Below are 22,373 nucleotides of genomic sequence, written 5' to 3' on the forward strand. Positions count from 1 at the left end.
CACCCTTGTCACAGCCGGGGGTCAGGGGGAATCCGGGCTCGTCAGGTCGATCAGGCGGCAGACCGTTTCTATGTCGATCTTGACCTGGGCGATGGAGGCGCGGCCGGAGAGCCAGGTGATCAGGGCCGAGTGCCAGGTGTGCTCGATGACGCGGACCGCGGAGAGCTGCTCGGGGGTCGGGTGCTCCAGGCCCATCGCGTCCAGGATGATCGCGGTGGTCTGCCGGGAGACCTGGTCGACCTCGGGGGAGACGCTGCGGTCGGCGAAGGTGAGGGCGCGGACCATGGCGTCGGCCAGGTGCGGCTCGCGCTGCAGGGCGCGGAAGGCCCGCATCAGGGTCTCCGCCACCCGCTCGGCGGCCGTCTCGCCCGCCGGCGGCTTCTTCCGCAGGGTGCCGTGCATGTGCTCCAGCTGGTCCTGCATGGTGGCCACCAACAGGTGGACCTTCGACGGGAAGTAGCGGTACAGGGTGCCGAGGGCGACCTGCGAGGACTCGGCGACCTCGCGCATCTGCACCGCGTCGAAACCGCCCCGGCTGGCCAGCTGCGCGCTCGCGTGCAGGATCCGGCGGCGGCGGGCCTCCTGCCGCTCGGTGAGCGGCGGTGAGACAGGCCGAGAGGTACTGGCTTCCGCAGGCATGGGTCCCGTCCGTGACAGTCGGTGAGGACATCATTGAGGCACGTGATCACCCGGCTGGGCAGGGGCCCGCGCCGTGGCGTGAATCACCTGATCCACTGGTCCCAGCGCTCCTACCTGCCGGTAGATTCAGAGCCTCCTGAACGATCAACTCTGAAACTTGTTCTAGATTAGCGTCCCGTCATAGTGTCGCGGGACAGTGCAGGGAGAAGGGGGCCCAGAGTGACCGCTGAGGCCAGTCAGGCGGGGTCCCGGCAGGACCTCGCCGCCGACGGCGAGCGACCGCTCCACATCGCGCTTCTCACCTATAAAGGGAACCCGTTCTGCGGGGGCCAGGGCGTCTACGTACGGCACCTCTCCCGCGAGCTGGCCCGCCTCGGCCACCGCGTCGAGGTCATCGGCTCCCAGCCGTACCCCGTCCTCGACGAGGGCTACGACGGCCTGCGCCTGACCGAGCTGCCCAGCCTCGACCTCTACCGCCAGCCCGACCCCTTCCGCACCCCGAAGCGGGACGAGTACCGGGACTGGATCGACGCCCTCGAGGTCGCCACCATGTGGACCGGCGGCTTCCCCGAGCCGCTCACCTTCTCCCTGCGCGCCCGCCGCCATCTGCGCGCCCGGCGCGGCGAGTTCGACGTCGTCCACGACAACCAGACCCTCGGGTACGGGCTGCTCGGCGATGTCGGCGCGCCCCTGGTCACCACCATCCACCACCCCATCACCGTGGACCGGCAGCTCGAACTGGACGCCGCCGAGGCCTGGCAGCGCCGCCTGTCCGTGCGCCGCTGGTACGCGTTCACCCGGATGCAGAAGCGCGTCGCGCGCCGGCTGCCGTCCGTGCTCACCGTCTCCGGCAGCTCCCGGCAGGAGATCGTCGACCACCTGGGCGTACGCCCCGACCGCGTCCATGTCGTGCACATCGGCGCCGACACCGGCCTGTTCGCGCCGGACGCCGCCGTGCCCGAGGTGCCCGGCCGGATCGTCACCACCTCCAGCGCCGACGTGCCCCTCAAGGGCCTGGTCTTCCTCGTGGAGGCCCTCGCCAAGGTGCGCACCGAGCACCCGGCCGCCCACCTCGTCGTCGTCGGCAAGCGCCCCGCCGAGGGCCCGGTCGCCCAGGCGATCGAGCGCTACGGCCTCGAAGGCGCCGTCGAGTTCGTCAAGGGCATCTCCGACGCCGAACTGGTCGACCTGATCCGCTCGGCCCAGGTCGCCTGCGTGCCGTCCCTCTACGAGGGCTTCTCACTGCCCGCCGCCGAGGCCATGGCCACCGGCACCCCGCTGCTCGCCACCACCGGCGGCGCCATCCCCGAGGTCGCCGGACGCGACGGCGAGACCTGCCTGGCCGTACCGCCGGGCGACGCGGGCGCGCTGGCCGCCGGGCTGAACCGGCTGCTCGGCGACCGCGAGCTGCGGGTCCGGCTCGGCCGGGCGGGCCGTGAGCGGGTCCTGCGTCACTTCACCTGGGCCCGCGCCGCCGAGGGCACCGTCGCCCGCTACCGGGAGGCCGTCGCCCGCTCCGCGACGCCCGCCACCGCCCGCTCCGCGACGCCCGTCACCGGCCGCCGCACGTCGGACGATGCCGGCGGCTCCGCACCCCAGAACCCCGGCCGCTCCGCGGCCTCAGCGAGTGTTGCCTCCGCGACCTCGACGAGTGACACCGGCGTCTACCCCGAAAGCAGGGCCACGTGCTGACCGTCGACTTCTCCCGGTTCCCGCTCGCCCCCGGCGACCGTGTCCTGGATCTCGGCTGCGGGGCCGGCCGGCACGCCTTCGAGTGCTATCGGCGCGGTGCGCAGGTCGTGGCCCTCGACCAGAACGCCGAGGAGATCCGCGAGGTCGCCAAGTGGTTCGCGGCGATGCAGGAGGCCGGCGAGGCACCCGAGGGCGCGACCGCCACCGCCATGGAGGGCGACGCGCTGGCCCTCCCCTTCCCGGACGAGTCCTTCGACGTCGTCATCATCTCCGAGGTGATGGAGCACATCCCCGACGACAAGGGCGTCCTCGCCGAGATGGTCCGCGTGCTCAGGCCGGGCGGCCGCATCGCCATCACCGTGCCCCGCTACGGCCCCGAGAAGGTCTGCTGGGCCCTGTCCGACGCCTACCACGAGGTCGAGGGCGGCCACATCCGCATCTACAAGGCCGACGAGCTGGTGGCCAAGGTCCGCGAGGCCGGCCTGAAGCCCTACGGCACCCACCACGCGCACGCGCTGCACTCGCCGTACTGGTGGCTCAAGTGCGCGTTCGGCGTCGACAACGACAAGGCGCTGCCCGTGCGGGCGTACCACAAGCTGCTCGTCTGGGACATCATGAAGAAGCCCCTCGCCACCCGGCTCGCCGAGCAGGCGCTGAACCCGGTCATCGGCAAGAGCTTCGTCGTCTACGCGACCAAGCCGCACCTGCCGCGTCTCGCCGACGAGGCGGCCGCCCGGTGACCACTCCCCGGACAGAACACCTCGTCCTGCCCGGGGTCCTCACCGCCGAGCAGGCCGCCGCGACCGTGCGCGGCATCCTCGCCGTACAGCGGGAGGACGGCGCGATCCCGTGGTTCCGCGGGCACCACCTCGACCCGTGGGACCACACCGAGGCCGCGATGGCGCTGGACGCCGCCGGCGAGCACGAGGCCGCCGAGCGGGCCTACGGCTGGCTCGCCCGGCACCAGAACGAGGACGGCTCCTGGTACGCCGCCTACGCCGACGGCGCCCACGACGACGTCACCGACCGCGCCCGCGAGTCCAATTTCGTCGCCTACATAGCGGTCGGCGTCTGGCACCACTACCTGTCCACCGGGGACGACACGTTCCTGGACCGCATGTGGCCGGTCGTCCGCGCCGCCGTCGAGTGGGTGCTGCGGCTGCAGCAGCCCGGCGGGCAGATCGGCTGGCGCCGCGAGGACGACGGCACGCCCACCGCGGACGCGCTGCTCACCGGCTCCTCCTCGATCCACCACGCGCTGCGCTGCGCGCTCGCCGTCGCCGAGCAGCTGGAAGAGCCGCAGCCCGACTGGGAGTTGGCGGTCGGCGCCCTCAGGCACGCGATCCGGCTGCACCCCGAGCGCTTCCTCGACAAGCACCGCTACTCGATGGACTGGTACTACCCGGTCCTCGGCGGCGCCCTGACCGGGGCGGAGGCCAAGGCGCGCATCGAGGCCGACTGGGACCGCTTCGTCGTCCCCGGCCTCGGCGTGCGCTGCGTGGTGCCCAACCCGTGGGTGACCGGCGGCGAGTCCAGCGAACTCGCCCTCGCGCTGTGGGCGATGGGCGAGTCCGACCGGGCCCTGGAGATCCTGCAGTCCATCCAGCACCTGCGGGACGCGGACAGCGGCCTGTACTGGACGGGCTACGTCTTCGAGGACGGCGCCGTCTGGCCCCAGGAGCTGACCACCTGGACGGCGGGCTCGCTGCTGCTCGCCGTCGCCGCCCTCGGCGGCCACGACGCCACCTGCGCCGTCTTCGGCGGCGACCACCTGCCGACGGGCCTGGACCCCGACTGCTGCGGGTAGCGGCGCAGGGTCAGTGCCGGTGCATGCGGTTGGCGATGGCGTGGCCCACGAAGAGGTACACCACGGCGGCCAGGCCGTAGCCGGCGACCACCCGGGCCCAGGCCGCGTCGAAGGTGAACAGGTCGTGGGACCAGCCGGCCAGCCACGCGGCGGCGTCGTGGACGAACTGCACCAGGCTGTTGGCCCGGTTGGCGTCCAGCAGATACATCAGAATCCACAGACCGAGGATGAAAGCCATGATGTCGGCGACGACCGCGACGACCGTCCCGGCCTGATTCGCACCGTTGCGATATCGAGACATGCCCTTCGGATTGCCGCTCAGCGGAGGGTGAAACCGGGCCCGGCATTCCCGGAGGTGAGCCGCCCGCCGGACCCGGACGGAGTCGCCCAGGTGGCGCACACCCCCCGGCCGGGTGAGGCTTCCGGAGGAAGCACCCGCTCGGGGAGACATGTCCGGAGGACCTCGTGGCCGTACCGATACGTCGCCTCTTCGTCGCGCTCACCCTGTGCTGTGCCCTGATCGCCGGTACCACCGCCTGCGGAAGCAGTGCGAAGACCACCAGGACGAAGCAGGCCGGGGACGTCGCCACCGCCCAGGCCGCCGCGCCCAGCCCCACCACCTCCGCCGAGAAGCAGAAGTTCGCCAAGACCCGGTTCGTGCTCAACGCGGGCCTCGCCGCCGGCGCGACCTACCAGTGGATCGTCAAGCCCTGGAAGGCCGGCAAGTTCAAGAAGGGCGCCCACGGGCGCAAGACGGCCCTGGTCAAGGCCGGTCTCGCCGGCGTGTTCGCCTACAACCGGCTCAAGGCGGCCCAGAAGAACGCCAAGGGCGACCCCACCCTCTCCAAGGCCCTCGCCCCCCTCTCCGCCGGCATCGCGGCCCTCAAAAACCTGCCCGCGAAGCTCCGCAAGGGCGACGGGGACGCGGCGAAGTCCTTCGACGACGTCATCAACAAGGTGAAGGACGCGGGGAAGAAGGCCGGCGCCCCGGTCAAGGACCAGGTCCCCTCGACCTCCCAGCTCTCCAAGGGCTAGCGCCTCGCTAGGAGTTGAGTTCCGCCAGCACTTTGAGCGTGTGCGGGTCCGGTGACAGGGCCAGCAGGTCCGTCACCGGGCCCTTGCGCCACAACTCCAGCCGCTCCGCGATGCGTTCTGGCGGTCCGACCAGCGAGATCTCGTCGGCGAAGGCGTCCGGCACGGCCAGCACCGCCTCCGCGCGCCGCCCGGCCAGGAACAGCTCCTGGATCCGCCGGGCCTCGGCCTCGTACCCCATGCGGGCCATGAGGTCGGCGTGGAAGTTGCGGGCCGCGTGGCCCATGCCGCCGATGTAGAAGCCGAGCATGGCCTTCACCGGCAGCAGCCCTTCGGCCACGTCGTCGCACACCTGCACCTGGGCCATCGGCGCCACCAGGAACCCCTCCGGCAGCTGCCGCACCACGTCCCCGTACACCTCCGGCCGGCTCGGCGCCCAGTACAGCGGCAGCCACCCGTCGGCGATACGCACCGTCTGCGCCACATTCTTCGGGCCCTCCGCACCCAGCAACACGGGCAGGTCGCCGCGCAGCGGATGCGTGATGGACTTCAGCGGCTTGCCGAGGCCGGTGCCGTCCGGCCCCCGGTACGGCAGCGGGTGGAACCGCCCATCCGACCGCACCGGCGCCTCCCGCCGCAGCACCTGCCGTACGACGTCCACGTACTCCCGGGTCGCGGTCAGCGGCGACTTCGGGAACGGGCGGCCGTACCAGCCCTCCACCACCTGCGGCCCCGAAAGCCCCAGCCCGAGCAGCATCCGCCCGCCGGAGAGGTGGTCGAGGGTCAGCGCATGCATGGCGGTCGTGGCCGGCGACCGGGCGGCCATCTGCGCAACTGCCGTCCCCAGCCTGATGTTCGACGTCTGCGCCGCGATCCACGTCAGTGGAGTGAAGGCGTCGGACCCCCATGACTCCGCGGTCCACACGGAGTCGTACCCGAGCCGCTCCGCCTCCTGCGCGAGCGCCACATGGTCCGCGCCCGGACCGCGTCCCCAGTACCCGAGTGCCAGACCGAGCCGCATGCCTCTGCCTCCTGACGACTCGTCAGATATTCAGGAGGACTGTACGGCAACGGCCCCCCGCCCGGAAGGGCGAGGGGCCGTGACCGGCGACGGGCGGACTCAGCCGCGCTGGATGCCGGAGGTGTCCTGCAGCACGCCACGGCGGCCGTCCTGCGTCTGCGCCACCAGCGCGGCCCCGCGCTGCTCGACGGCCAGGTACCAGGTGCCCGGCGCCAGTTCGGCGATCGGGGTCGGCGAGCCGTCCTCCGAGAACAGCGGCCGGGCCACCGGCACGGCGAACCAGAACGGCGAGAAGTCGGCACCGGCGGCCTGCTGGGGCGCCGGGGCGGCGGCCTGCGCAGGCGGCTGCTGCCCGAACGGCTGGCCCGGCTGGGGCTGCGCACCGTACGGCTGCGGCTGGGCCCCCGGGTAGCCGTAGCCACCGGCCGGCTGGGCACCGTAGGGCTGCGGGGCGGCGGCCGGCTTGGGCGCCGGGATCAGGGCGGCCTGGAGGGCCGGGACGAGGGGGGTGGCGACGGCGGCGGCGGCCATCAGCAGGGTGGCGACGAGGGCGATGATCAGGCCCGTGCCGGCGGTGGGCGCGTCGCGGTTGTCGCCGCCGAAGTTGTTGAGACCGCCCACCGGGTCGATGATGTTGCCGAGCGCGCTCCAGGCGGCGAACACGGCGAACGCGACACCGAAGGCGCTCAGTTCAAGGCCTGCGACCTTGAGGGGCTGCGGCAGGGCGCGGGCCACGACGATCAGCGCGGCGCCGATGATCCCGGCCAGTACGACGCTGAGCAGGACCGGTCCGTTCGCCCACAGGCTCGGGAGGTCGAGGCCGTCAGGAGCCCCGTCGTACGAGTAGTTGTCGAGGAACGACGCGATGAACAGCAACACCGCTGCTCCGATCACCACGCCGTCGCCTCTAGTGAGGGAGCGGATATTCACTTCAGGTCCTTCGTAGTCGTCTCGTCGTCGGTAGACACTATCGTCCGGAAGATCGGACTGTCCGGCCGGTTCCGCCCGTCGGTCACGACTCGCGCAGGAAACTCACGATTCCCTCAGAGATCCCTTGCGCCGCCTTCTGCCGCCAGGCGCCGCTGGTCAGCAGTGCCGCGTCCTTGCTATCGCGCATGTTGCCGCACTCGATGAACACCTTGGGAACCGTTGACAGATTGAGACCGCCCAGGTCCGAACGCGTGACAAGTCCGGTGCCGCCGCCGAGGTAGTTGGAGGGCGGCTCGCCGGTGACGCGCAGGAACGTGCCCGCGATGCGCGTGCCGAGGTCGCGGGAAGGCTCCACGATCGGGCGGGTGTCGGCGGCGCCGGCGTGCACGGACCCCGGAAGGATGACGTGGAAGCCGCGGTTGCCGGGCGCCGAGCCGTCGGCGTGGATGGAGATGGCGGCGTCCGCGTGCGCCGCGTTGCCGATCCGGGCCCGCTCGTCCACGCAGGGACCCCAGGCCGGGCCGTTCTCGTCGTGCGTCAGCTTCACCGTGGCGCCCTGCCGCTCGAGGAGGGTGCGCAGCCGGTGGGCCACGTCGAGCGTGAACCGGGCTTCGGTGTAACCGGCGTTGGTGGACGTGCCGGTGGTGTCGCACTCCTTGCGGTTCGTCCCGATGTCCACCTGACGGCCGATCTCCGCCGTGTGCCGGAAGTTGCCCGGGTTGTGCCCGGCGTCGATGACGACGACCTTGCCCTCCAGCGGGCCGGAGGCGGCGGGGGCCGAGCGGGCGGGCGCCGGGCTCGGCGCCTTGGCGTCGGCGGTGGGGGAGCCCGACGCGGACGGCGTGTCCGGCGGCGCGGCGCTGCGCACGGAGGAGTCGGAGGTCACCGAGGGCGACGCGGAGCCCACGGCGCCGGAGGACCCGCCGGACCCGCCCACCGCCGCGTACACCAGCCAGCCGAGCAGCGCACCGGGCACCAGCGCGGCGAGTGCGACGGTCAGCGGTCCGCGCCGGGGCCGGCGCGGCTGCGGCGGATCGAATTCCGGTCCTAGGTACGACACGCTGCCACCCTAGCGGCCACCCACCGCGCACACGTGGCGGAGCGGGGCCAACGGGGGCGGCGAGGCGGAGAACCGCGTCCGTGCCGTCGCCCCGCGCCCGGCGGCCGGAATCAGAGCCCGGGGCCGGTCCGGCGCAGCACGCGCAGCGAACCGGTCACGGAGACCTCCGTGAACGCGCCCGACTCCAGGGCCCTCAGGTACACCCGGTACGGAGCCTGGCCGGTGAACTCGTCCTCGGGGTGCGGGAAGACGTCGTGGATGACCAGGAGGCCGCCCTCGGCGACATGCGGTGCCCAGCCCTCGTAGTCGGCACTCGCGTGCTCGTCGGTGTGGCCGCCGTCGACGAAGACGAGGCCGAGCGGGGAGTTCCAGATCGCGGCGATCTGCGGCGAGCGGCCGATCAGGGCGACGACGTGGTCCTCCAGTCCCGCCCGGTGCAGGGTGCGGCGGAAGGTGGGCAGCGTGTCCATCAGGCCGATCTCGGGATCGACGGTCTCCGGGTCGTGGTACTCCCAGCCCGGCTGCTGCTCCTCGCTGCCCCGGTGGTGGTCGACGGTGAGCGCGGTGACCCCGGCTTCCCGGGCCGCGTCGGCCAGCAGGACGGTGGACCGCCCGCAGTAGGTGCCGACCTCCAGCAGCGGCAGCCCGAGCCGCCCGGCCTCCACCGCGGCCGCGTACAGGGCCAGGCCCTCGTCCACGGGCATGAACCCCTTCGCCGCCTCGAACGCGGCCAGGATCTCGGGCTTGGGTGCGGACATGGGGGCCTTTCCGGTCGTACGACACTCCGATCGCCCATGCTGCCGTACCCCCTGCCGGCCGGAGACAGGGGGTACACCCGCAAGGGGCGCCGCGTGGGCGCTAGGCGCTCACCGTCTCCCCCGGCAGGGAAAGATCCAGCGTGACCGTCTCCCCCTGGTGCCTGGCGGACGACGCCAGCGGTCCATGCCCGGTGGCCCGTGCGGCCAGCACGTACGCCCCCTCCGCCGGGACGGCGACCGCGTAGGAGCCGTCCTCCGCGGAGACCGTGGCCCCCGCCTGCCGCCCCCGCCGGTCGATCAGGGTGACCTTCGCGCGGGCGACCGGCGTGCCGTCGGCGCCCAGCACCCGGCCACGGAAGCCGCGCAGCACCTCCTCGGCCCGCTCCAGCACCGCGTCCTCCTCGCTGCTCGCCCGCAACTGGGTGTGCTGAGCCGGGCGGGGCGCCCGGGGGAGGAACAGCGCGAACAGCAGACCCACCGCGACCGCGGCCGTGGCGATCAGGAAGGAGACGCGGAAGCCGTGCATGGTCGGGATCGCGACGCCGCCCACGGTGTGCGCGGTGTTGGCCAGCACCATGCCGATGACGGCGCTGGAGACGGACGTGCCGATGGAACGCATCAGGGTGTTGAGGCCGTTGGCCGCGCCGGTCTCCGAGGCCGGGACCGCGCCGACGATCAGCGCGGGCAGGGAGGAGTAGGCGAGACCGATGCCGGCGCCGAGGATCACCGCGATGACCAGGCTCTGCCAGGCCGCGCTCATCAGGCCGAGCCCGGCACCGTAGCCGATCGCGATGATCAGCATGCCGAGGATCAGCGTGACCTTGGGGCCGTAGCGGGCGGAGAGCCGGGCGTAGACCGGTGCGGTGAACATCATCGTCAGGCCCAGGGGGGCGACGAGCAGACCGGCGGCGACCATCGACTGGCCGAGCCCGTACCCGGTGGCCCTGGGGAGCTGGAGGAGCTGGGGCAGGACGAGCGAGACGACGTAGAAGGAGACGCCGACCATGATGGAGGCGAGGTTGGTGAAGAGCACGGCCGGGCGGGCGGTGGTGCGCAGGTCCACCAGCGGGGCCGGCAGGCGCAGCTCCAGCACGCCCCACAGCACCAGGACGACCGCCGAGGCGGCGAACAAACCGAGCGTGGTGCCCGAGGTCCAGCCCCAGTCGCTGCCCTTGGTGATCGGCAGCAGGAACAGCACCAGGCCGGTCGACAGGCCGAGCGAGCCCAGCAGGTCGAAGGAGCCCTCGGCGCGCATCGGGGACTCGGGCACGGTGAGCAGGGTGAGGGCGATGGAGAGCGCGCCGAGGCCGGCGGCGCCGTAGAACAGGGCGTGCCAGTCGGTGTGCTCGGCGACGAGAGCCGCGGCGGGCAGCGCGAGGCCGCCGCCGACGCCGATGGAGGAGCTCATCAGGGCCATGGCCGAGCCCAGCTTCTCGCGCGGCAGCATGTCCCGCATCAGGCCGATGCCTAGGGGTATCGCGCCCATGGCGAAGCCCTGCAGGGTACGGCCCGCGATCATGGTCAGCAGGTCACTGGTGAGGGCGCTGACCAGAGCGCCCACGACCATCACGGCGAGGCTGAGGACCAGCATGCGCCGCTTGCCGTAGAGGTCGCCGAGGCGGCCCATGATCGGGGTGGCCACGGCGCCGGACAGGAGGGTGGAGGTGAGGACCCAGGTGGCGTTGCTGGGCGTGGTGTCCAGCAGCTGGGGCAGGTCCTTGATGACCGGCACGAGCAGGGTCTGCATCACCGCGACCACGATGCCCGCGAAGGCGAGCACCGGGACGACGGCGCCGCCGGCCCTCCGGCTGGGTTGATCGGTCGTGTGGGTCATTGAGTGAGGCCTCCCGCGTGACATGAGTGCCGGGTAAACCTCGTATGCACAGGCAACTATTCCGTTGCTTCGGGCCTCTAATGAATTCTTGACCCGCTCATGGGTTTCTGAGCCGCCATCAGGTGTCCGCCCGGGGGCTGCCGGTCCGGTGGTGTAGGCCCGGGGACCTACGTCCCGCTGGGCCGAAATCCCGATGCAAGGACCGCAACCGGGTTGAGAGCATGACACCCATGCTCGAAGCCGCCGGCACCCCCTCCCTGATGTCCCGCCGTGTGACACCCCCCACCCGGCTGGTGGTGGCGCTGGCCTGCGCGGGCCAGTTCCTGGTCGTGCTCGACGTGTCCGTCGTGAACGTCGCCCTGCCGTCGATGCGGACGGACCTCGGCCTGAGCGCGGCCGGTCTGCAGTGGGTGGTGAACGCGTACGCGATCGCCTTCGCCGGGTTCATGCTGCTCGGCGGCCGGGCCGGCGACCTGTACGGGCGCAAGCGGATGTTTCTCGTCGGGCTCGGCCTGTTCACGCTGGCCTCGCTCGGCGGCGGACTGGCCCAGGACAGCTGGCATTTCTCTTCTTCGGTTTCTCGCGGATGAGGCAACGGTCCGGGCGGCTCGTGGACTCCTCTTGATGTCTAGGAGGTGCCCATGGGGGATCGGAAGCAGGCTCGGGACGAGGAGTTCCAGAGCTTCATGATCGGCCGCTGGCCGCGGCTGATGCGTACGGCATTTCTCCTCACGGGGGAGCAGCACGCCGCGGAGGACCTGGTCCAGTCGACGCTCGAGAGGGCCTTCGTGGCCTGGCGCAGGGTCGGCTCGGCCGACGATCCGGAGGCGTATGTACGGCGCGTGATGATCAACCTGCACGCGCGCAAGCACAGAAGAAGGCTGAAGGAGTTCCTGGCGCCCAGGGACGACTCGGGGCCGGCGCGCGAGGTGGCCGAGACCGGGGACCGGATCGCCCAGGCCGACGACCGCCGCGCCCTGCTCACGGCGCTCGCCCAACTGCCCGTGCGGCAGCGGGAGGCGGTGGTGCTGCGGTACTGGGAGGACCTCAGCGAGAGCCAGGCGGCGGAGGCGATGGGCTGTTCGGTCGGCACGGTCAAGAGCAACGCGGCCAAGGGGATCGCGAAACTCCGCGCCATACCGGGACTGGCCGAGACGGTGACGCACGGAGGGCGGAAGTGATGAGCGCGGACCGGGAGAAGCACGAGATGACACAGTCGGACATCGCCTTCCTCCTCGCGGACGCCGCGGACGAGGTCGAGATCGGTACAGCCCCCGTCCAGGCGGTCATGCGGGCGGGCCGGCGCCGCAGAGCCCGCCGCTGGGCGGTGGCGGCGGCCACGGCGGTCGTGGTGGCGGGCTCGACGGGAGCCGCGCTGGCGTTCGCCGGGCTGCCCGGGACCCACGGGGACCGGCAGGCGAACGTGGCCACCACACCGTCCTCGCCCGAGGCCCGGCACGTGTACGAGCCGCAGGAGACGAATTTGATCGACGGAACCTACCGGGGCAAGGCCTGGTCCGTCTCCGTGCAGGTCTGGGGAGCACCGAGGAACGAGCACGAGGCGGACCGGCAGTTCGACGCCATGACGGAGCGGGGCCTCGACCTCCTCGTGCGGACGCCTGCCGGACTGGTCGGCAAGACCTCGTACTTCGCGATGCGGCGGTACGAGGACGGCCGCACACAGCAGGTCCTGTTCGACACCAAGAAGGAGCTGGACCACATGGCGGGCACGGACCTGGAGTCCGCGGCCTTCCCCCTGGGGGTGACCGGAGCCGACCGTGTGGTGATCGGAAAGGTCGGCAAGACCGCCCGGGAGGTCACCTGCACCTGGAAGGACGGTCGAACGACCATCGTCAGGAAGGGGCCCGTGACCCACCACGACAACGTGCCGGACCCGGCCATCGTGCCGGTGGCCGGATACCCGACGGCGAACTGGTTCGCCTGCGTGGCCCCGCAGGGCACCAGCTACCGGACGGCGGAAGTGACGAAGTGACCCCGGCAGGACGAGGCCCGGTTACAGCCACCCCTGCTGCCGGGCCTCCCGTACCGCCTCCGCGCGGTTCCTGGTGCCGGTCTTGCCGATCGCCGCGGAGAGGTAGTTGCGCACGGTGGACTCGGACAGGTGGAGTTTCGCGGCGACGTCGGCGACCGTCGCCCCGTCCGCCGACGCCTTCAGCACCTCGCACTCGCGGGGCGTCAGCGGGTTCGGTCCGGCGCTGAGCGCGGCCGCGGCCAGCGCCGGGTCGACCACCGTCTCTCCGCCGAGCACGCGCCGGATCGCCGCGGCCAGCTCCTCCACCGGACCGTCCTTGACCAGGAAGCCGGCCGCCCCGGCCTCCATGGCCCGGCGCAGGTAGCCGGGCCGGCCGAAGGTGGTCAGGATCAGTACCCGGCAGTCGGGCACCTGCTCGCGCAGTTCGGCCGCCGCGTCCAGGCCGCTTCTGCCCGGCAGTTCGATGTCGAGCAGCGCCACGTCCGGCCGGTGCAGCAGCGCGGCCTCCACGATCGCGTCGCCGGCCGCGACCTGGGCGACCACCTCGATGTCGTCCTCCATGCCGAGCAGCAGGGCGAGGGCGCCGCGCATCATGCCCTGATCCTCGGCGAGCAGCACCCGGATGTCCGTCACAGGCCAAGCCTAGCTTCCGGCACGCACATTAAAGACTCGGTCATGGTTCCGCTCCGCAGGGGTTGACGGTCCTCTGTCACCCGAAAACAATCGCCTCTGCAATTCCGGGATTTGTTCGGTATTTCGTCGATGGAAAAGTTCGGTATTTCGATCGAACGGCGTTCGGTATATCGACCGCAGCCCGTGCGCCACCGCTCACCCGTAAGGAACAAGCTCCGCACCACCCCCACAACCCACCGAGGTGCCCCCGTGCTCCCACCGCTCACGCACGCCCTTCCCCGGCGACCGAGAAGCGCCGCCCTGTCCGTCCTCGCGGTCTGCGCCACCCTCGCCGCGCTGCTGCTCGGCACCGGCGCTCCCCAGGCCGTCGCCGCCGGTTCCCTGCCCTGCGACCTCTACGGCGCCGCGGGCACCCCCTGCGTCGCCGCCCACAGCCTCGTGAGGGCCCTGTACTCCTCGTACAACGGGCCGCTGTACCAGGTGCAGCGGGCCAAGGACGGCGCCACCGCCGACATCGGCCTGCTGGCCGCCGGCGGATACGCCAACGCGGCCGCCCAGGACTCCTTCTGCTCCGCCACGACCTGCATCATCACCAAGATCTACGACCAGTCGCCGCGCCACAACGACCTCACCGTCGAGGGTGCGGGCGGCGCCGGCGCGGCCGACGTCGGGGCACCCGCGGACGCCCTGCCGGTAACCGTCGGCGGGCACCAGGTCTACGGCCTGGAGATCTCCGCCGGCATGGGCTACCGGGACAACTCCACCTCGGGCGTGGCCGTGAACGGGCAGGCCGAGGGGATGTACATGGTGACCTCCGGCACCCATGTCAACAACCGCTGCTGCTTCGACTACGGCAACGCCGAGACCAACAACAAGGACACCGGCAACGGCCACATGGACGCCATCAACTTCGGCACCGAGTGCTGGTTCTCGCCCTGCTACGGACAGGGCCCATGGGTGCAGGCGGACCTGGAGAACGGGCTGTTCCAGTCCGACTCCGGGTACAGCAAGAACACCTCCAACACCGGCACCGGACCGCTTCCGTTCGTCACCGCGCTGCTGAAGAACAACGGACAGAACCATTTCGCGCTGAAATACGGAAACGCGCAATCGGGCGGGCTGACGACCACCTATTCCGGCGGTGAGCCGACCACGAGCGGCTACTCGCCGATGCACCAGGAGGGCGCCATCGTCCTCGGCACCGGCGGCGACAACAGCAACGGCTCCATCGGGTCCTTCTTCGAGGGCGTCATGACCTCCGGCATCCCGACGGACGCCGCCGACAACGCCGTCCAGGCCGACATCGTGTCCGTGGGCTACGGCGGCCCGACCGGCAGCACCGGCACCCTGAACCCCGGATCGGAGATCTCGCTGCGCGCGACGACCTCCTGCTGCACCGGCGACTACATCCGCCACCAGGACGACGCGGCCGTCATCTCCCCGGTGACGTCGAGCAGTTCGTCCCTCGACAAGAACGACGCCACCTGGATCGTGCGCCGGGGCCTCGCCGACAGCTCCTGCGTCTCCTTCGAGTCCCGCAACTACCCCGGTGACTTCCTGCGCCACTACAACTACCGGCTCCACCGGCAGCCGATGGACGGCTCCGCCCAGTTCCGCTCCGACGCCACCTTCTGCCCGCAGACCGGCAAGAGCGGCACGGGCACCTCGTTCGCCTCGTACAACTACCCGACGAGATACCTGCGCCACTACAACTACAACGTGTACATAGCGAGCAACGGAGGCTCCAACGACTTCGACAGCACCACCTCCTGGAGCAGCGACGTGACCTGGGCGGTCAGCTCGCCCTGGGCGCCGTAGCCGCTCCCGCGGCAGCCAGTTCCGCCGGCTCCGCCGGGAGTTCGGCGGCGACCGTGAAGCCGCCGCGCGGCGCCGGGCCGGCCGTGAGGGAGCCGCCCGCTGCCGCGAGGCGCTCGGTCAGGCCCGTCAGGCCGGTTCCGCCGATGCCCTCGGCGGGACGGCTGACGGCCTGGCCGGTGCCGTTGTCGGTGATCGTGAGCCGGGCCCGCTCGGCGGCGGACTCGACGGTGATCTCGCAGCGGGTGGCGTCGCTGTGCCGGACGACGTTGGTGACCGCCTCGCGCACCACCCAGCCGAGCAGCGCCTCGGTCTGCGGCGCGAGCGGCGTCCCGGACCGGCGGATCACCGGCTCCACGCTCGCCGCGGACAGCGCCGAGCGGGCCCGGGTCAGCTCGGTGGCCAGGCTGCCCTCCCGGTAGCCGGTCACCGCCTCCCGGATCTCCGTCAGCGCCTGCCGGCCCACCGACTCGATGTCGGTGATCTGCGCGAGGGCCGCGTCCATGTCGCGCGGGGCGAGGCGCCGGGCCGCCTCCGACTTCACGACGATCACCGACAGGGTGTGCCCGAGCAGGTCGTGCAGATCGCGGGAGAAGCGCAGCCGCTCCTTCTCCACCGCCCGCCGGGCCAGTTCCTCCCGGGCGGCGCGCAGCTCCCGCACGGCCTCGGACAGGCCGAGGATGGCGGCGGTCACCATGCTGGACAGGAAGGTCGCGTAGCCGATGTTCACGGCGTCCCCCCAGCCGTCGCGCACGCTCGTGAGGAGGGCCGCGAATCCGGAGAGCAGCAGGCCGGTGCGGCCCAGCCACGGGCCGCGCAGCGTGGCCCCGGTCGCGAGGCCGAGCAGCGGGAAGAACATCAGCCAGTTGCCGCCGTACCCGACGGCGAGCCCCGTGGTCACCAGGCCCATCAGCGCCAGCGCCACCCGGGTGGACACCGAGGCGCGCTTCTCCCGGTCGAAGGAGCGGAAGGTGACGTAGATGTACAGCGAGTTGAAGGCGAGCAGCCCCAGACCGCCGATCCACGGGTTCGGGGTGCGGCCCTGGAGCAGGTTGGAGAAGGACCCCATGCCCATCAGCAGCCAGGGCAGCAGGACGAAGCCGGTCGGCGGGGGCCCGGGGTGGTCGACGGCCGGCGGCCCGCCGTTCCTGCGGGCCGCCCGCTGCGCGGCCCGGAAGCGCTCCATGTCCGCCCGCCAGCGGGCCCGCGCCGCGCGCAGATCCCGGATGCGGCAGCGTGTCCGCCCCCACCACGACATCTCTGTTCCCCCGATCAGATGGCCGGTCCCATGGTCAGGACGATGATCGCACCGCGATGCGCCGGCGTCCCGTCCCCTCGACGGTAGGGGGCCGGGCCCCCTGTGCGGCAGATGCGCGTGTACGGATCCGGGCAGTACAAATGTCACGGGTCCCGCGTGAGCTGACACATCGTCAGGAGCCTTCACAACTGGGCAGCGCTGGGCTATACAAGGGGCGCCGGACTGGAACGCGTTCTAGATCCGCCCGTGGACGACCTCGGTGCGGCCGACGGTGCGGACGTCCGCACCGAGGTCTTGAGACCCGTCAGGAGCCCCATGCCCATCGACGCAGCCTTGGCCCTCGCCGCCGAACCCCGCTCCGGCGAGATCACCTGGACCCCCAAGGACGTCCAGCTCTACCACCTCGGCATCGGCGCGGGCATCCCCGCCACCGACCCGGACGAGCTGCGCTACACCCTGGAGTCGCGGCTGCACGTGCTGCCCAGCTTCGCCACCGTCGCGGGCAGCGGCTCGCCCGGGGTGATCAGCGGACTGTCCATGCCGGGCATCGACGTCGACCTGGCCAGGGTGCTGCACGGCGGCCAGTCGCTGACGCTCCACCGGCCCATCCCGGTGTGCGGCTCCGCCACCGCCACCTCCCGGGTCGCCGCCGTGTGGGACAAGGGAAAGGCGGCCGTCCTGGTGCTGCGCACCGACGTCGCCGACGCCGACGGCCCGCTGTGGACCAACGACGCCCAGATCTTCGTACGCGGCGAGGGCGGCTGGGGCGGCGACCGCGGCCCCTCCGCCCGGCTCGAGCCGCCCGCCGGCGACCCCGACCGGACCGTCGAGCGGCCGATCCGCGAGGACCAGGCCCTCCTCTACCGCCTCTCCGGCGACTACAACCCGCTGCACGCCGATCCGGAGTTCGCCAAGCTCGCCGGCTTCGACCGGCCCATCCTGCACGGGCTGTGCACCTACGGCATCACGCTCAAGGCGGTCGTGGACACGCTGCTCGGCGGGGACGTGAGCAGGGTGCGCGCCTACACCACCCGGTTCGCGGGGGTCGTCCATCCGGGGGAGACCCTGCGCATCCGGATGTGGCGGGAGGAAGGAAGCGTACGGGTGGCCGTGAGCGCCGCCGAGAGGGACGACGCGCCGGTGCTCGCCGACACCGTCGTTCAGCACTCCTGAGCAGACCCGCCGTCGAGACTCCGGTCGAGACTCCTGAGCAGACCCACAGTCGGGACTTCCGAGCAGGCCCACCGTCGAGGGGAGAGCCGCACCATGCGCGCAGCCGTACTGCACGAGATCGGCCAGGACAAGCTGGAGGTCCTCGACGACGTCGAGGCGACGGGCTTCGGCCCCGGCAGGGTGAGAGTGCGGGTGCGGGCCACCGGGCTGTGCCACTCGGACCTGTCCGCGATGAGCGGGGTGCTGCCCCAGCCGGCGCCGTTCGTCCCCGGCCACGAGGGCGCGGGCGAGATCCTCGACGTGGGGGAGGGCGTCCGGCACCTCAAGCCCGGCGACCGGGTCGTCCTGTGCTGGCTGCCCGCCTGCGGCGCCTGTCCCGCCTGCAAGCGCGGCCAGACCGAGCTGTGCCTGGCCGGGTTCATGAACGCCGGCACCCCCAACTTCCGGCGCCCCGGCGGTGACGTCTTCGGCTTCGCGGGCACCGGCACCTTCGCGGAGGAGGTCGTGGTCGACGCGGGCTGCGCCGTGCCGATCCCGGACGACGTGCCCTTCGACATCGCCGCACTGATCGGCTGCGGCGTCACCACCGGTCTCGGGGCCGCCCTCAACACCGCGGACGTGCAAGCCGGTTCGTCGGTCGCGGTCATCGGCTGCGGAGGCGTCGGCATCTCGGCCGTGCAGGGAGCGCGGCTCAAGGGCGCCGCCGAGATCGTCGCCGTCGACCCGGTCACCGCCCGGCGCGAGGCGGCCCTGAGGTTCGGCGCCACCCGGGCCGTGGCACCCGAGGAGTTGGCCGACGCCAAGCAGCAGGTCACCGGCGGCGAGGGCTTCGACTACGTCTTCGAGGTCGTGGGCCGGTCGGCCACCGCCCGCACCGCCTACGACAACACCCGGCGCGGCGGCACCCTCGTCGTGGTCGGCGCGGGCGCCATGGACGACTTCCTGCAGCTCAACATGTTCGAGCTGTTCTTCGACGAGAAGCGCATCCTGCCGTCGCTGTACGGCGGCGGGGACGTGCTGCGCTCCTACGAGCGCACGATCGCCCTGTGGCGGGCCGGCCGCGTGGACCTCGCGGGCCTGATCACCCACCGGGTCCCGCTGGCGGAGATCAACGAGGCACTGGACCAGATGCGCACCGGCACCGCCCTGCGCACCTGCATCGAGATCTGAGGGGCCGTCCGATGTCACTGCCACTGCGGGGGCTGGCCGCGATCGTCACCGGTGCCGGACGCGGGCTCGGCCGGGCCGAGGCCCTGGAACTGGCCCGGCTCGGCGCCGCCGTCGTCGTCAACGACTACGGCCGGCCCGGCCGCGACGGCTCCGGCGAGGCCTCGGCGGGACCGGCCGAGGAGGTCGCCGCGGAGATCCGCGCGGCCGGCGGCACGGCCCTCGCGCACACCGGGGACGTCGCCGACTTCGGCCAGGCGCGGGACCTCGTCGGCCTGGCGGTCGCCGAGTTCGGCAAACTGGACGTCCTCGTCAACAACGCCGGCATCCTGCGCGACCGCATGGTCTTCTCCATGACCGAGGACGAGTGGGACTCGGTGGTCCGCGTCCACCTCAAGGGCCATTTCAACACCACCCGCTTCGCCGCCGCGCACTGGCGGGAGCGGTCCAAGGCGGCCGGGGGGCCGGTGTACGGCAGGATCGTCAACACCTCCTCGGAGGCGTTCCTCGCCGGCTCCGCCGGACAGCCCAACTACGCGGCGGCCAAGGGCGGAATCGTCGGCCTGACCACCTCCACCGCCCTCGCTCTCGCCAAGTACGGCGTCACCGCCAACGCCATCTGCCCGCGCGCCCGCACCCGCATGACCGAGGACGTCTTCGCCGGTCTCCGGCAGCCCGAAGAGGGACTCGACCCGCTCGCCCCCGAGCACGTCTCCCCGCTCGTCGGCTACCTCGCCTCACCGGCCGCCGCGCGGGTCAACGGCCAACTCCTCGTCGTCCACGGCGGCATGATCGCCGTCATCGAACGACCGCGGGTGCAGGCCAGGTTCGACAGCAAGCAGGAGACGTTCAGCTACGACGAACTCGACGCGCTGCTCACCGCGCACTTCGCGGACCGGCCGCCGGGGGAGACCTTCGCGGCGGCCGAGGTGCTGGGCCTGAAGCGGGGATGACACGACAGAGGGGGTGCCCGCCGTCCGACGGGCACCCCCTCTGCTCACGAACCGTCAGGCAGCCGCCTCGGCCGTCTCCTGGACCGGCTTGCGGTGCCGGCCGTGCGGAGCCGACTCGCTCTCCTGGGCCGCCACCGGGCCCCGGTGCCGGCCGTGGCCCGCCACCTCGGAGGAGTTGGCGGACAGCTGCTCCATCGTGCTGGTGTCGCTCATCGGAAGAATTCACCCCGTCAACATGATCTTTCGTACAGCCGGGCGAGTGTAACCGGCACACCGCGGGCCGAATCCAGGCGCACACGCCAACCGGCACTACTTCGTTACAAGACGTCCCAGGGGCGCCTGCTGCAACGGCACCGGACGCGCCATCACAGGCTCCGGAGGATCCGGTTCGGCCGCCTGCCCGGGCGCGTCGCACGCCCCGGAAGCGGTGCCGTCCCGGACCGGATCCTCCAGGCCCACGCCCCCCGGTCCCCCCGTCCCCCCGGGCCCCGTGACGGTCGTACCGCCCGGGACCCCGACGTCCCCCGTCGCCCCCCAGGGCGCCGCCAACTCGGCCACCCCGCACGGGACCTCGCCCGTGGCGAACGGCAGCCGCAGCACGCCGTCCGGCGTCCACAGCCCGGCACCGGCCAACCACCCCTCGGGCGCCGCCAGATGACACAACTGGCGCGCGGCCGGCCGCCACAGGGCGACCCAGCTCCCGAAGGGCCCGTCGACGCGCAGCGCCACCGCGCAGTACTCCGGTGTCAGCGCCTGCCCCGGCTGGATCGCGAACGGCGTCACCGGGCAGTCCGCCACCCGCAGGCACTCCGGGAAGCGCACCGGCAGCGTGCTGCCGAGGATCCCCCAGCCCAATCGTTCCTGCCCCGGGCAGGGCGCGTCCGAGGAGATCAGCAGCAGCCCGCTGTCCGGATCGGCCAGCAGCAACCGGTCGTCGCTGTCCGCCGCGATCTGCAGCAGCGGGGAGATCTCGCCGCCGCGCTCCAGGTCCACCACGACCGTCTTGGTCCGCCCGCCGAGCTCCCGGTCCAGCGCGAGCAGCCGCCCCGACCGGTCCAGCCACACCCCGCCCGAGCAGCGCCCGGGCACCTCGGCCACGTGCTCGGGCCCGAACACGCCGCCCGTCACCAGCCACACCGCCGTGGAGCGCGCGCCGACGGCCAGGGCGTACGCCCGCGTCCCGCCCGGCGCCGGGGGCAGCAGCCCGAGCCGGCTGCCGGGCTCCGGGCACTCCACGGCGCCGAGCGGCAGCTCACCGGTGCCGGGCCCGGTCGGGTAGAGCAGCGAGAAGGTGTGCCGCCGCTCCACCAGCCGGTGGATCAGCACCCGCCCGTCGGCCAGCGGCTGCACCTGGGTGCCGGGCTCCTCGGGCTGGTTGCCGGGCAGGGGCACCGCGTACGGCTCCGGGCCGTCCAGCGTCCAGCGCTCCGGGAACCAGCAGTTCCCGGCCCGCGCGAGCCGGGCGGCGTACGCGCCGTCCGCCGTGATGGCGCACCCCGTCCCCGGCACACCGTCATCGTCCTCCTCGGGCCCGCCGGTGGAAGGCGGTTCGATCGCACAGGCCGTCATGGTTCGGTCACCTCCAGCGACGAAGCTAGTTTTCGTACGCACGGGCGGGGCACCGTCGGGCTGTGGCTTCACACATACGGGTGGCGCAGAAGCGATTCGCCTGAGGGGACCGGGGCCGCTGTGCTGATCCGGGACGCAGGAGGCGGACGCGGTTCAGCCGGGCAGAACGGCCAGGTAGCCTTTTCCCGTGCCCCGTCTGTCTGAAGTCATCGCCGCGCTGGAGAACCTGTGGCCCGCCGAGCGGGCCGAGTCCTGGGACGCGGTCGGCACGGTCGTGGGCGACCCCGACCAGGAGGTCGGCCGGGTCCTGTTCGCCGTCGACCCCGTGCAGGAGATCGTCGACGAGGCGGTGAAGCTCGGCGCCGGCCTGCTGGTCACCCATCACCCGCTCTACCTGCGCGGGACGACGACCGTGGCGGCCTCGCACTTCAAGGGCCGGGTCGTGCACACGCTGATCAAGAACGACATCGCGCTGCACGTCGCCCACACCAATGCCGACACCGCCGACCCGGGCGTCAGCGACGCCCTCGCCGGCGCGCTCGACCTGCGGGTCGTACGCCCCCTCGTGCCCGACCCGACCGACCCGGAGGGCCGCCGGGGCCTCGGCCGGGTCTGCGAGCTGGACCACCCGCTCACCGTCCGGGAACTGGCCGCCCGCGCCGCCGAGCGGCTGCCCGCCACCGCCCAGGGCATCCGGGTGGCCGGCGACCCCGACGCCGTCGTGCGCACGGTCGCCGTCAGCGGCGGCAGCGGCGACAGCCTCTTCGACCACGTCCGAGCGGCCGGCGCCGACGCCTTCCTCACCGCCGATCTGCGCCACCACCCCGCCTCCGAGGCGGTGGCCCACAGTCCCCTCGCGCTGCTCGACGCGGCGCACTGGGCCACCGAGTGGCCCTGGTGCGAGCTGGCCGCAGCCCAGCTCGACGAGATCTCCGACCGCCACGGCTGGGACCTCAGGGTCCACGTCTCCCGGACGGTCACCGACCCGTGGACCGCCCACGCGGCATCCACCCTCATCCACTAGTCAACCGGGAGCCCC

Annotated in this window: 22 protein-coding genes and 1 pseudogene; 12 read left to right on the plus strand and 11 right to left on the minus strand. The window is 72.3% G+C overall.

The window, feature by feature from the left end:
* Positions 1–21 precede the first annotated feature (21 nt).
* Positions 22–639, minus strand: a complete 618-nt coding sequence (locus ACZ404_RS07665) for a TetR family transcriptional regulator (protein ID WP_468436921.1) — start codon at positions 637–639, stop codon at positions 22–24.
* Between the two features lie 219 nt (positions 640–858).
* On the opposite strand from ACZ404_RS07665, the gene ACZ404_RS07670 reads away from it, so the two are divergent.
* Genes ACZ404_RS07670 through ACZ404_RS07680 form a run of 3 tightly spaced genes read left to right on the plus strand, consistent with a single transcriptional unit; the run spans position 859 to position 4,138 of the window.
* Complete coding sequence (locus tag ACZ404_RS07670) at positions 859–2,331, plus strand: glycosyltransferase family 4 protein (RefSeq protein ID WP_468436923.1); 1,473 nt, start codon at positions 859–861, stop codon at positions 2,329–2,331.
* Positions 2,325–3,071, plus strand: a complete 747-nt coding sequence (locus ACZ404_RS07675) for a class I SAM-dependent methyltransferase (protein ID WP_468436925.1) — start codon at positions 2,325–2,327, stop codon at positions 3,069–3,071. The genes ACZ404_RS07670 and ACZ404_RS07675 overlap by 7 nt, the downstream gene beginning before the upstream one ends.
* The gene (locus ACZ404_RS07680; protein ID WP_468436927.1) at positions 3,068–4,138 is read left to right on the plus strand and encodes a prenyltransferase/squalene oxidase repeat-containing protein; all 1,071 of its coding nucleotides are present in this window, start codon (positions 3,068–3,070) and stop codon (positions 4,136–4,138) included. Before ACZ404_RS07675 ends, ACZ404_RS07680 begins: the two co-directional genes overlap by 4 nt.
* Positions 4,139–4,148: 10 nt before the next feature.
* Here the strand turns inward: ACZ404_RS07680 and ACZ404_RS07685 are convergent, their stop codons facing one another.
* Positions 4,149–4,439 (minus strand): hypothetical protein, encoded by a 291-nt coding sequence (locus ACZ404_RS07685; protein WP_468436929.1) that lies wholly within the window; start codon positions 4,437–4,439, stop codon positions 4,149–4,151.
* Between the two features lie 164 nt (positions 4,440–4,603).
* Here ACZ404_RS07685 and ACZ404_RS07690 point away from each other — a divergent pair, with 164 nt between their 5' ends.
* Positions 4,604–5,173: a zinc-binding metallopeptidase family protein gene (locus ACZ404_RS07690; protein ID WP_468436930.1), complete on the plus strand. Its 570-nt coding sequence runs from the start codon at positions 4,604–4,606 to the stop codon at positions 5,171–5,173.
* A 7-nt stretch (positions 5,174–5,180) separates the two neighbouring features.
* Here ACZ404_RS07690 and ACZ404_RS07695 read toward each other — a convergent pair whose 3' ends face one another.
* From ACZ404_RS07695 to ACZ404_RS07715, 5 genes are all read right to left on the minus strand, one after another.
* Complete coding sequence (locus ACZ404_RS07695; RefSeq protein ID WP_468436932.1) at positions 5,181–6,191, minus strand: LLM class F420-dependent oxidoreductase; 1,011 nt, start codon at positions 6,189–6,191, stop codon at positions 5,181–5,183.
* 99 nt (positions 6,192–6,290) lie between these two features.
* On the minus strand, positions 6,291–7,121 hold the full coding sequence (locus ACZ404_RS07700) for a hypothetical protein (protein ID WP_468436934.1): 831 nt from the start codon (positions 7,119–7,121) through the stop codon (positions 6,291–6,293).
* An 82-nt stretch (positions 7,122–7,203) separates the two neighbouring features.
* Positions 7,204–8,181 (minus strand): N-acetylmuramoyl-L-alanine amidase, encoded by a 978-nt coding sequence (locus ACZ404_RS07705; protein WP_468436936.1) that lies wholly within the window; start codon positions 8,179–8,181, stop codon positions 7,204–7,206.
* A gap of 110 nt (positions 8,182–8,291) precedes the next feature.
* Positions 8,292–8,939 (minus strand): class I SAM-dependent methyltransferase, encoded by a 648-nt coding sequence (locus ACZ404_RS07710; protein ID WP_468436938.1) that lies wholly within the window; start codon positions 8,937–8,939, stop codon positions 8,292–8,294.
* Between the two features lie 100 nt (positions 8,940–9,039).
* Positions 9,040–10,773, minus strand: a complete 1,734-nt coding sequence (locus ACZ404_RS07715) for an MFS transporter (RefSeq protein ID WP_468436940.1) — start codon at positions 10,771–10,773, stop codon at positions 9,040–9,042.
* Positions 10,774–11,003: 230 nt separating this feature from the next.
* Here ACZ404_RS07715 and ACZ404_RS07720 point away from each other — a divergent pair.
* The 3 genes and pseudogenes from ACZ404_RS07720 to ACZ404_RS07730 all read left to right on the plus strand — a co-directional run.
* Positions 11,004–11,333 (plus strand): annotated as a pseudogene (locus ACZ404_RS07720) (MFS transporter); the annotation flags it as partial.
* Positions 11,334–11,414: 81 nt separating this feature from the next.
* Positions 11,415–11,954 (plus strand): SigE family RNA polymerase sigma factor, encoded by a 540-nt coding sequence (locus tag ACZ404_RS07725; RefSeq protein ID WP_468436942.1) that lies wholly within the window; start codon positions 11,415–11,417, stop codon positions 11,952–11,954.
* The gene (locus tag ACZ404_RS07730; RefSeq protein ID WP_468436944.1) at positions 11,954–12,766 is read left to right on the plus strand and encodes a hypothetical protein; all 813 of its coding nucleotides are present in this window, start codon (positions 11,954–11,956) and stop codon (positions 12,764–12,766) included. The genes ACZ404_RS07725 and ACZ404_RS07730 overlap by 1 nt, the downstream gene beginning before the upstream one ends.
* 21 nt (positions 12,767–12,787) lie before the next feature.
* On the opposite strand, the gene ACZ404_RS07735 is transcribed toward ACZ404_RS07730, so the two are convergent.
* Positions 12,788–13,399: a response regulator gene (locus ACZ404_RS07735; RefSeq protein WP_468436946.1), complete on the minus strand. Its 612-nt coding sequence runs from the start codon at positions 13,397–13,399 to the stop codon at positions 12,788–12,790.
* 249 nt (positions 13,400–13,648) lie between these two features.
* On the opposite strand from ACZ404_RS07735, the gene ACZ404_RS07740 reads away from it, so the two are divergent.
* A complete protein-coding gene (locus ACZ404_RS07740; protein WP_468436948.1) occupies positions 13,649–15,217 on the plus strand; it encodes an alpha-L-arabinofuranosidase B in 1,569 nt (522 codons plus the stop codon).
* On the opposite strand, the gene ACZ404_RS07745 is transcribed toward ACZ404_RS07740, so the two are convergent.
* Entirely contained in the window at positions 15,195–16,472 is a 1,278-nt protein-coding gene (locus tag ACZ404_RS07745; RefSeq protein ID WP_468436950.1) for a sensor histidine kinase, read from the minus strand. The genes ACZ404_RS07740 and ACZ404_RS07745 overlap by 23 nt on opposite strands.
* A gap of 315 nt (positions 16,473–16,787) precedes the next feature.
* On the opposite strand from ACZ404_RS07745, the gene ACZ404_RS07750 reads away from it, so the two are divergent.
* The 3 genes from ACZ404_RS07750 to ACZ404_RS07760 all read left to right on the plus strand — a co-directional run bounded on the left by ACZ404_RS07750 (position 16,788) and on the right by ACZ404_RS07760 (position 19,765).
* A complete protein-coding gene (locus ACZ404_RS07750) occupies positions 16,788–17,645 on the plus strand; it encodes a MaoC/PaaZ C-terminal domain-containing protein (protein WP_468436952.1) in 858 nt (285 codons plus the stop codon).
* Between the two features lie 93 nt (positions 17,646–17,738).
* On the plus strand, positions 17,739–18,815 hold the full coding sequence (locus tag ACZ404_RS07755) for a Zn-dependent alcohol dehydrogenase (protein ID WP_468436954.1): 1,077 nt from the start codon (positions 17,739–17,741) through the stop codon (positions 18,813–18,815).
* Positions 18,816–18,826: 11 nt separating this feature from the next.
* A complete protein-coding gene (locus tag ACZ404_RS07760; RefSeq protein ID WP_468436956.1) occupies positions 18,827–19,765 on the plus strand; it encodes a 3-oxoacyl-ACP reductase in 939 nt (312 codons plus the stop codon).
* 54 nt (positions 19,766–19,819) lie between these two features.
* On the opposite strand, the gene ACZ404_RS07765 is transcribed toward ACZ404_RS07760, so the two are convergent.
* Together ACZ404_RS07765 and ACZ404_RS07770 are read right to left on the minus strand one after the other, a co-directional pair.
* On the minus strand, positions 19,820–19,978 hold the full coding sequence (locus ACZ404_RS07765) for a hypothetical protein (protein ID WP_468436958.1): 159 nt from the start codon (positions 19,976–19,978) through the stop codon (positions 19,820–19,822).
* Positions 19,979–20,074: 96 nt separating this feature from the next.
* Positions 20,075–21,334: a hypothetical protein gene (locus tag ACZ404_RS07770; protein WP_468436960.1), complete on the minus strand. Its 1,260-nt coding sequence runs from the start codon at positions 21,332–21,334 to the stop codon at positions 20,075–20,077.
* Positions 21,335–21,521: 187 nt separating this feature from the next.
* Between ACZ404_RS07770 and ACZ404_RS07775 the strand changes: the two genes are divergently transcribed.
* Positions 21,522–22,358 carry a Nif3-like dinuclear metal center hexameric protein gene (locus ACZ404_RS07775; RefSeq protein ID WP_468436962.1) on the plus strand — a complete coding sequence of 279 codons (837 nt, stop codon included), beginning with the start codon at positions 21,522–21,524 and terminating at the stop codon, positions 22,356–22,358.
* Positions 22,359–22,373: the final 15 nt, after the last annotated feature.

The organism is Streptomyces sp. NPDC030798 (assembly GCF_055572275.1).

Coding starts and splice junctions, on each gene's coding strand:
- ACZ404_RS07710 (WP_468436938.1), bottom strand. CDS start 8,939: ATGTCCGCACCCAAGCCCGAGATCCTGGCCGCGTTCGAGGCGGCGAAG.
- ACZ404_RS07730 (WP_468436944.1), top strand. CDS start 11,954: ATGAGCGCGGACCGGGAGAAGCACGAGATGACACAGTCGGACATCGCC.
- ACZ404_RS07770 (WP_468436960.1), bottom strand. CDS start 21,334: ATGACGGCCTGTGCGATCGAACCGCCTTCCACCGGCGGGCCCGAGGAG.
- ACZ404_RS07685 (WP_468436929.1), bottom strand. CDS start 4,439: ATGTCTCGATATCGCAACGGTGCGAATCAGGCCGGGACGGTCGTCGCG.
- ACZ404_RS07765 (WP_468436958.1), bottom strand. CDS start 19,978: ATGAGCGACACCAGCACGATGGAGCAGCTGTCCGCCAACTCCTCCGAG.
- ACZ404_RS07760 (WP_468436956.1), top strand. CDS start 18,827: ATGTCACTGCCACTGCGGGGGCTGGCCGCGATCGTCACCGGTGCCGGA.
- ACZ404_RS07755 (WP_468436954.1), top strand. CDS start 17,739: ATGCGCGCAGCCGTACTGCACGAGATCGGCCAGGACAAGCTGGAGGTC.
- ACZ404_RS07715 (WP_468436940.1), bottom strand. CDS start 10,773: ATGACCCACACGACCGATCAACCCAGCCGGAGGGCCGGCGGCGCCGTC.
- ACZ404_RS07745 (WP_468436950.1), bottom strand. CDS start 16,472: ATGTCGTGGTGGGGGCGGACACGCTGCCGCATCCGGGATCTGCGCGCG.
- ACZ404_RS07750 (WP_468436952.1), top strand. CDS start 16,788: ATGCCCATCGACGCAGCCTTGGCCCTCGCCGCCGAACCCCGCTCCGGC.
- ACZ404_RS07695 (WP_468436932.1), bottom strand. CDS start 6,191: ATGCGGCTCGGTCTGGCACTCGGGTACTGGGGACGCGGTCCGGGCGCG.
- ACZ404_RS07725 (WP_468436942.1), top strand. CDS start 11,415: ATGGGGGATCGGAAGCAGGCTCGGGACGAGGAGTTCCAGAGCTTCATG.
- ACZ404_RS07665 (WP_468436921.1), bottom strand. CDS start 639: ATGCCTGCGGAAGCCAGTACCTCTCGGCCTGTCTCACCGCCGCTCACC.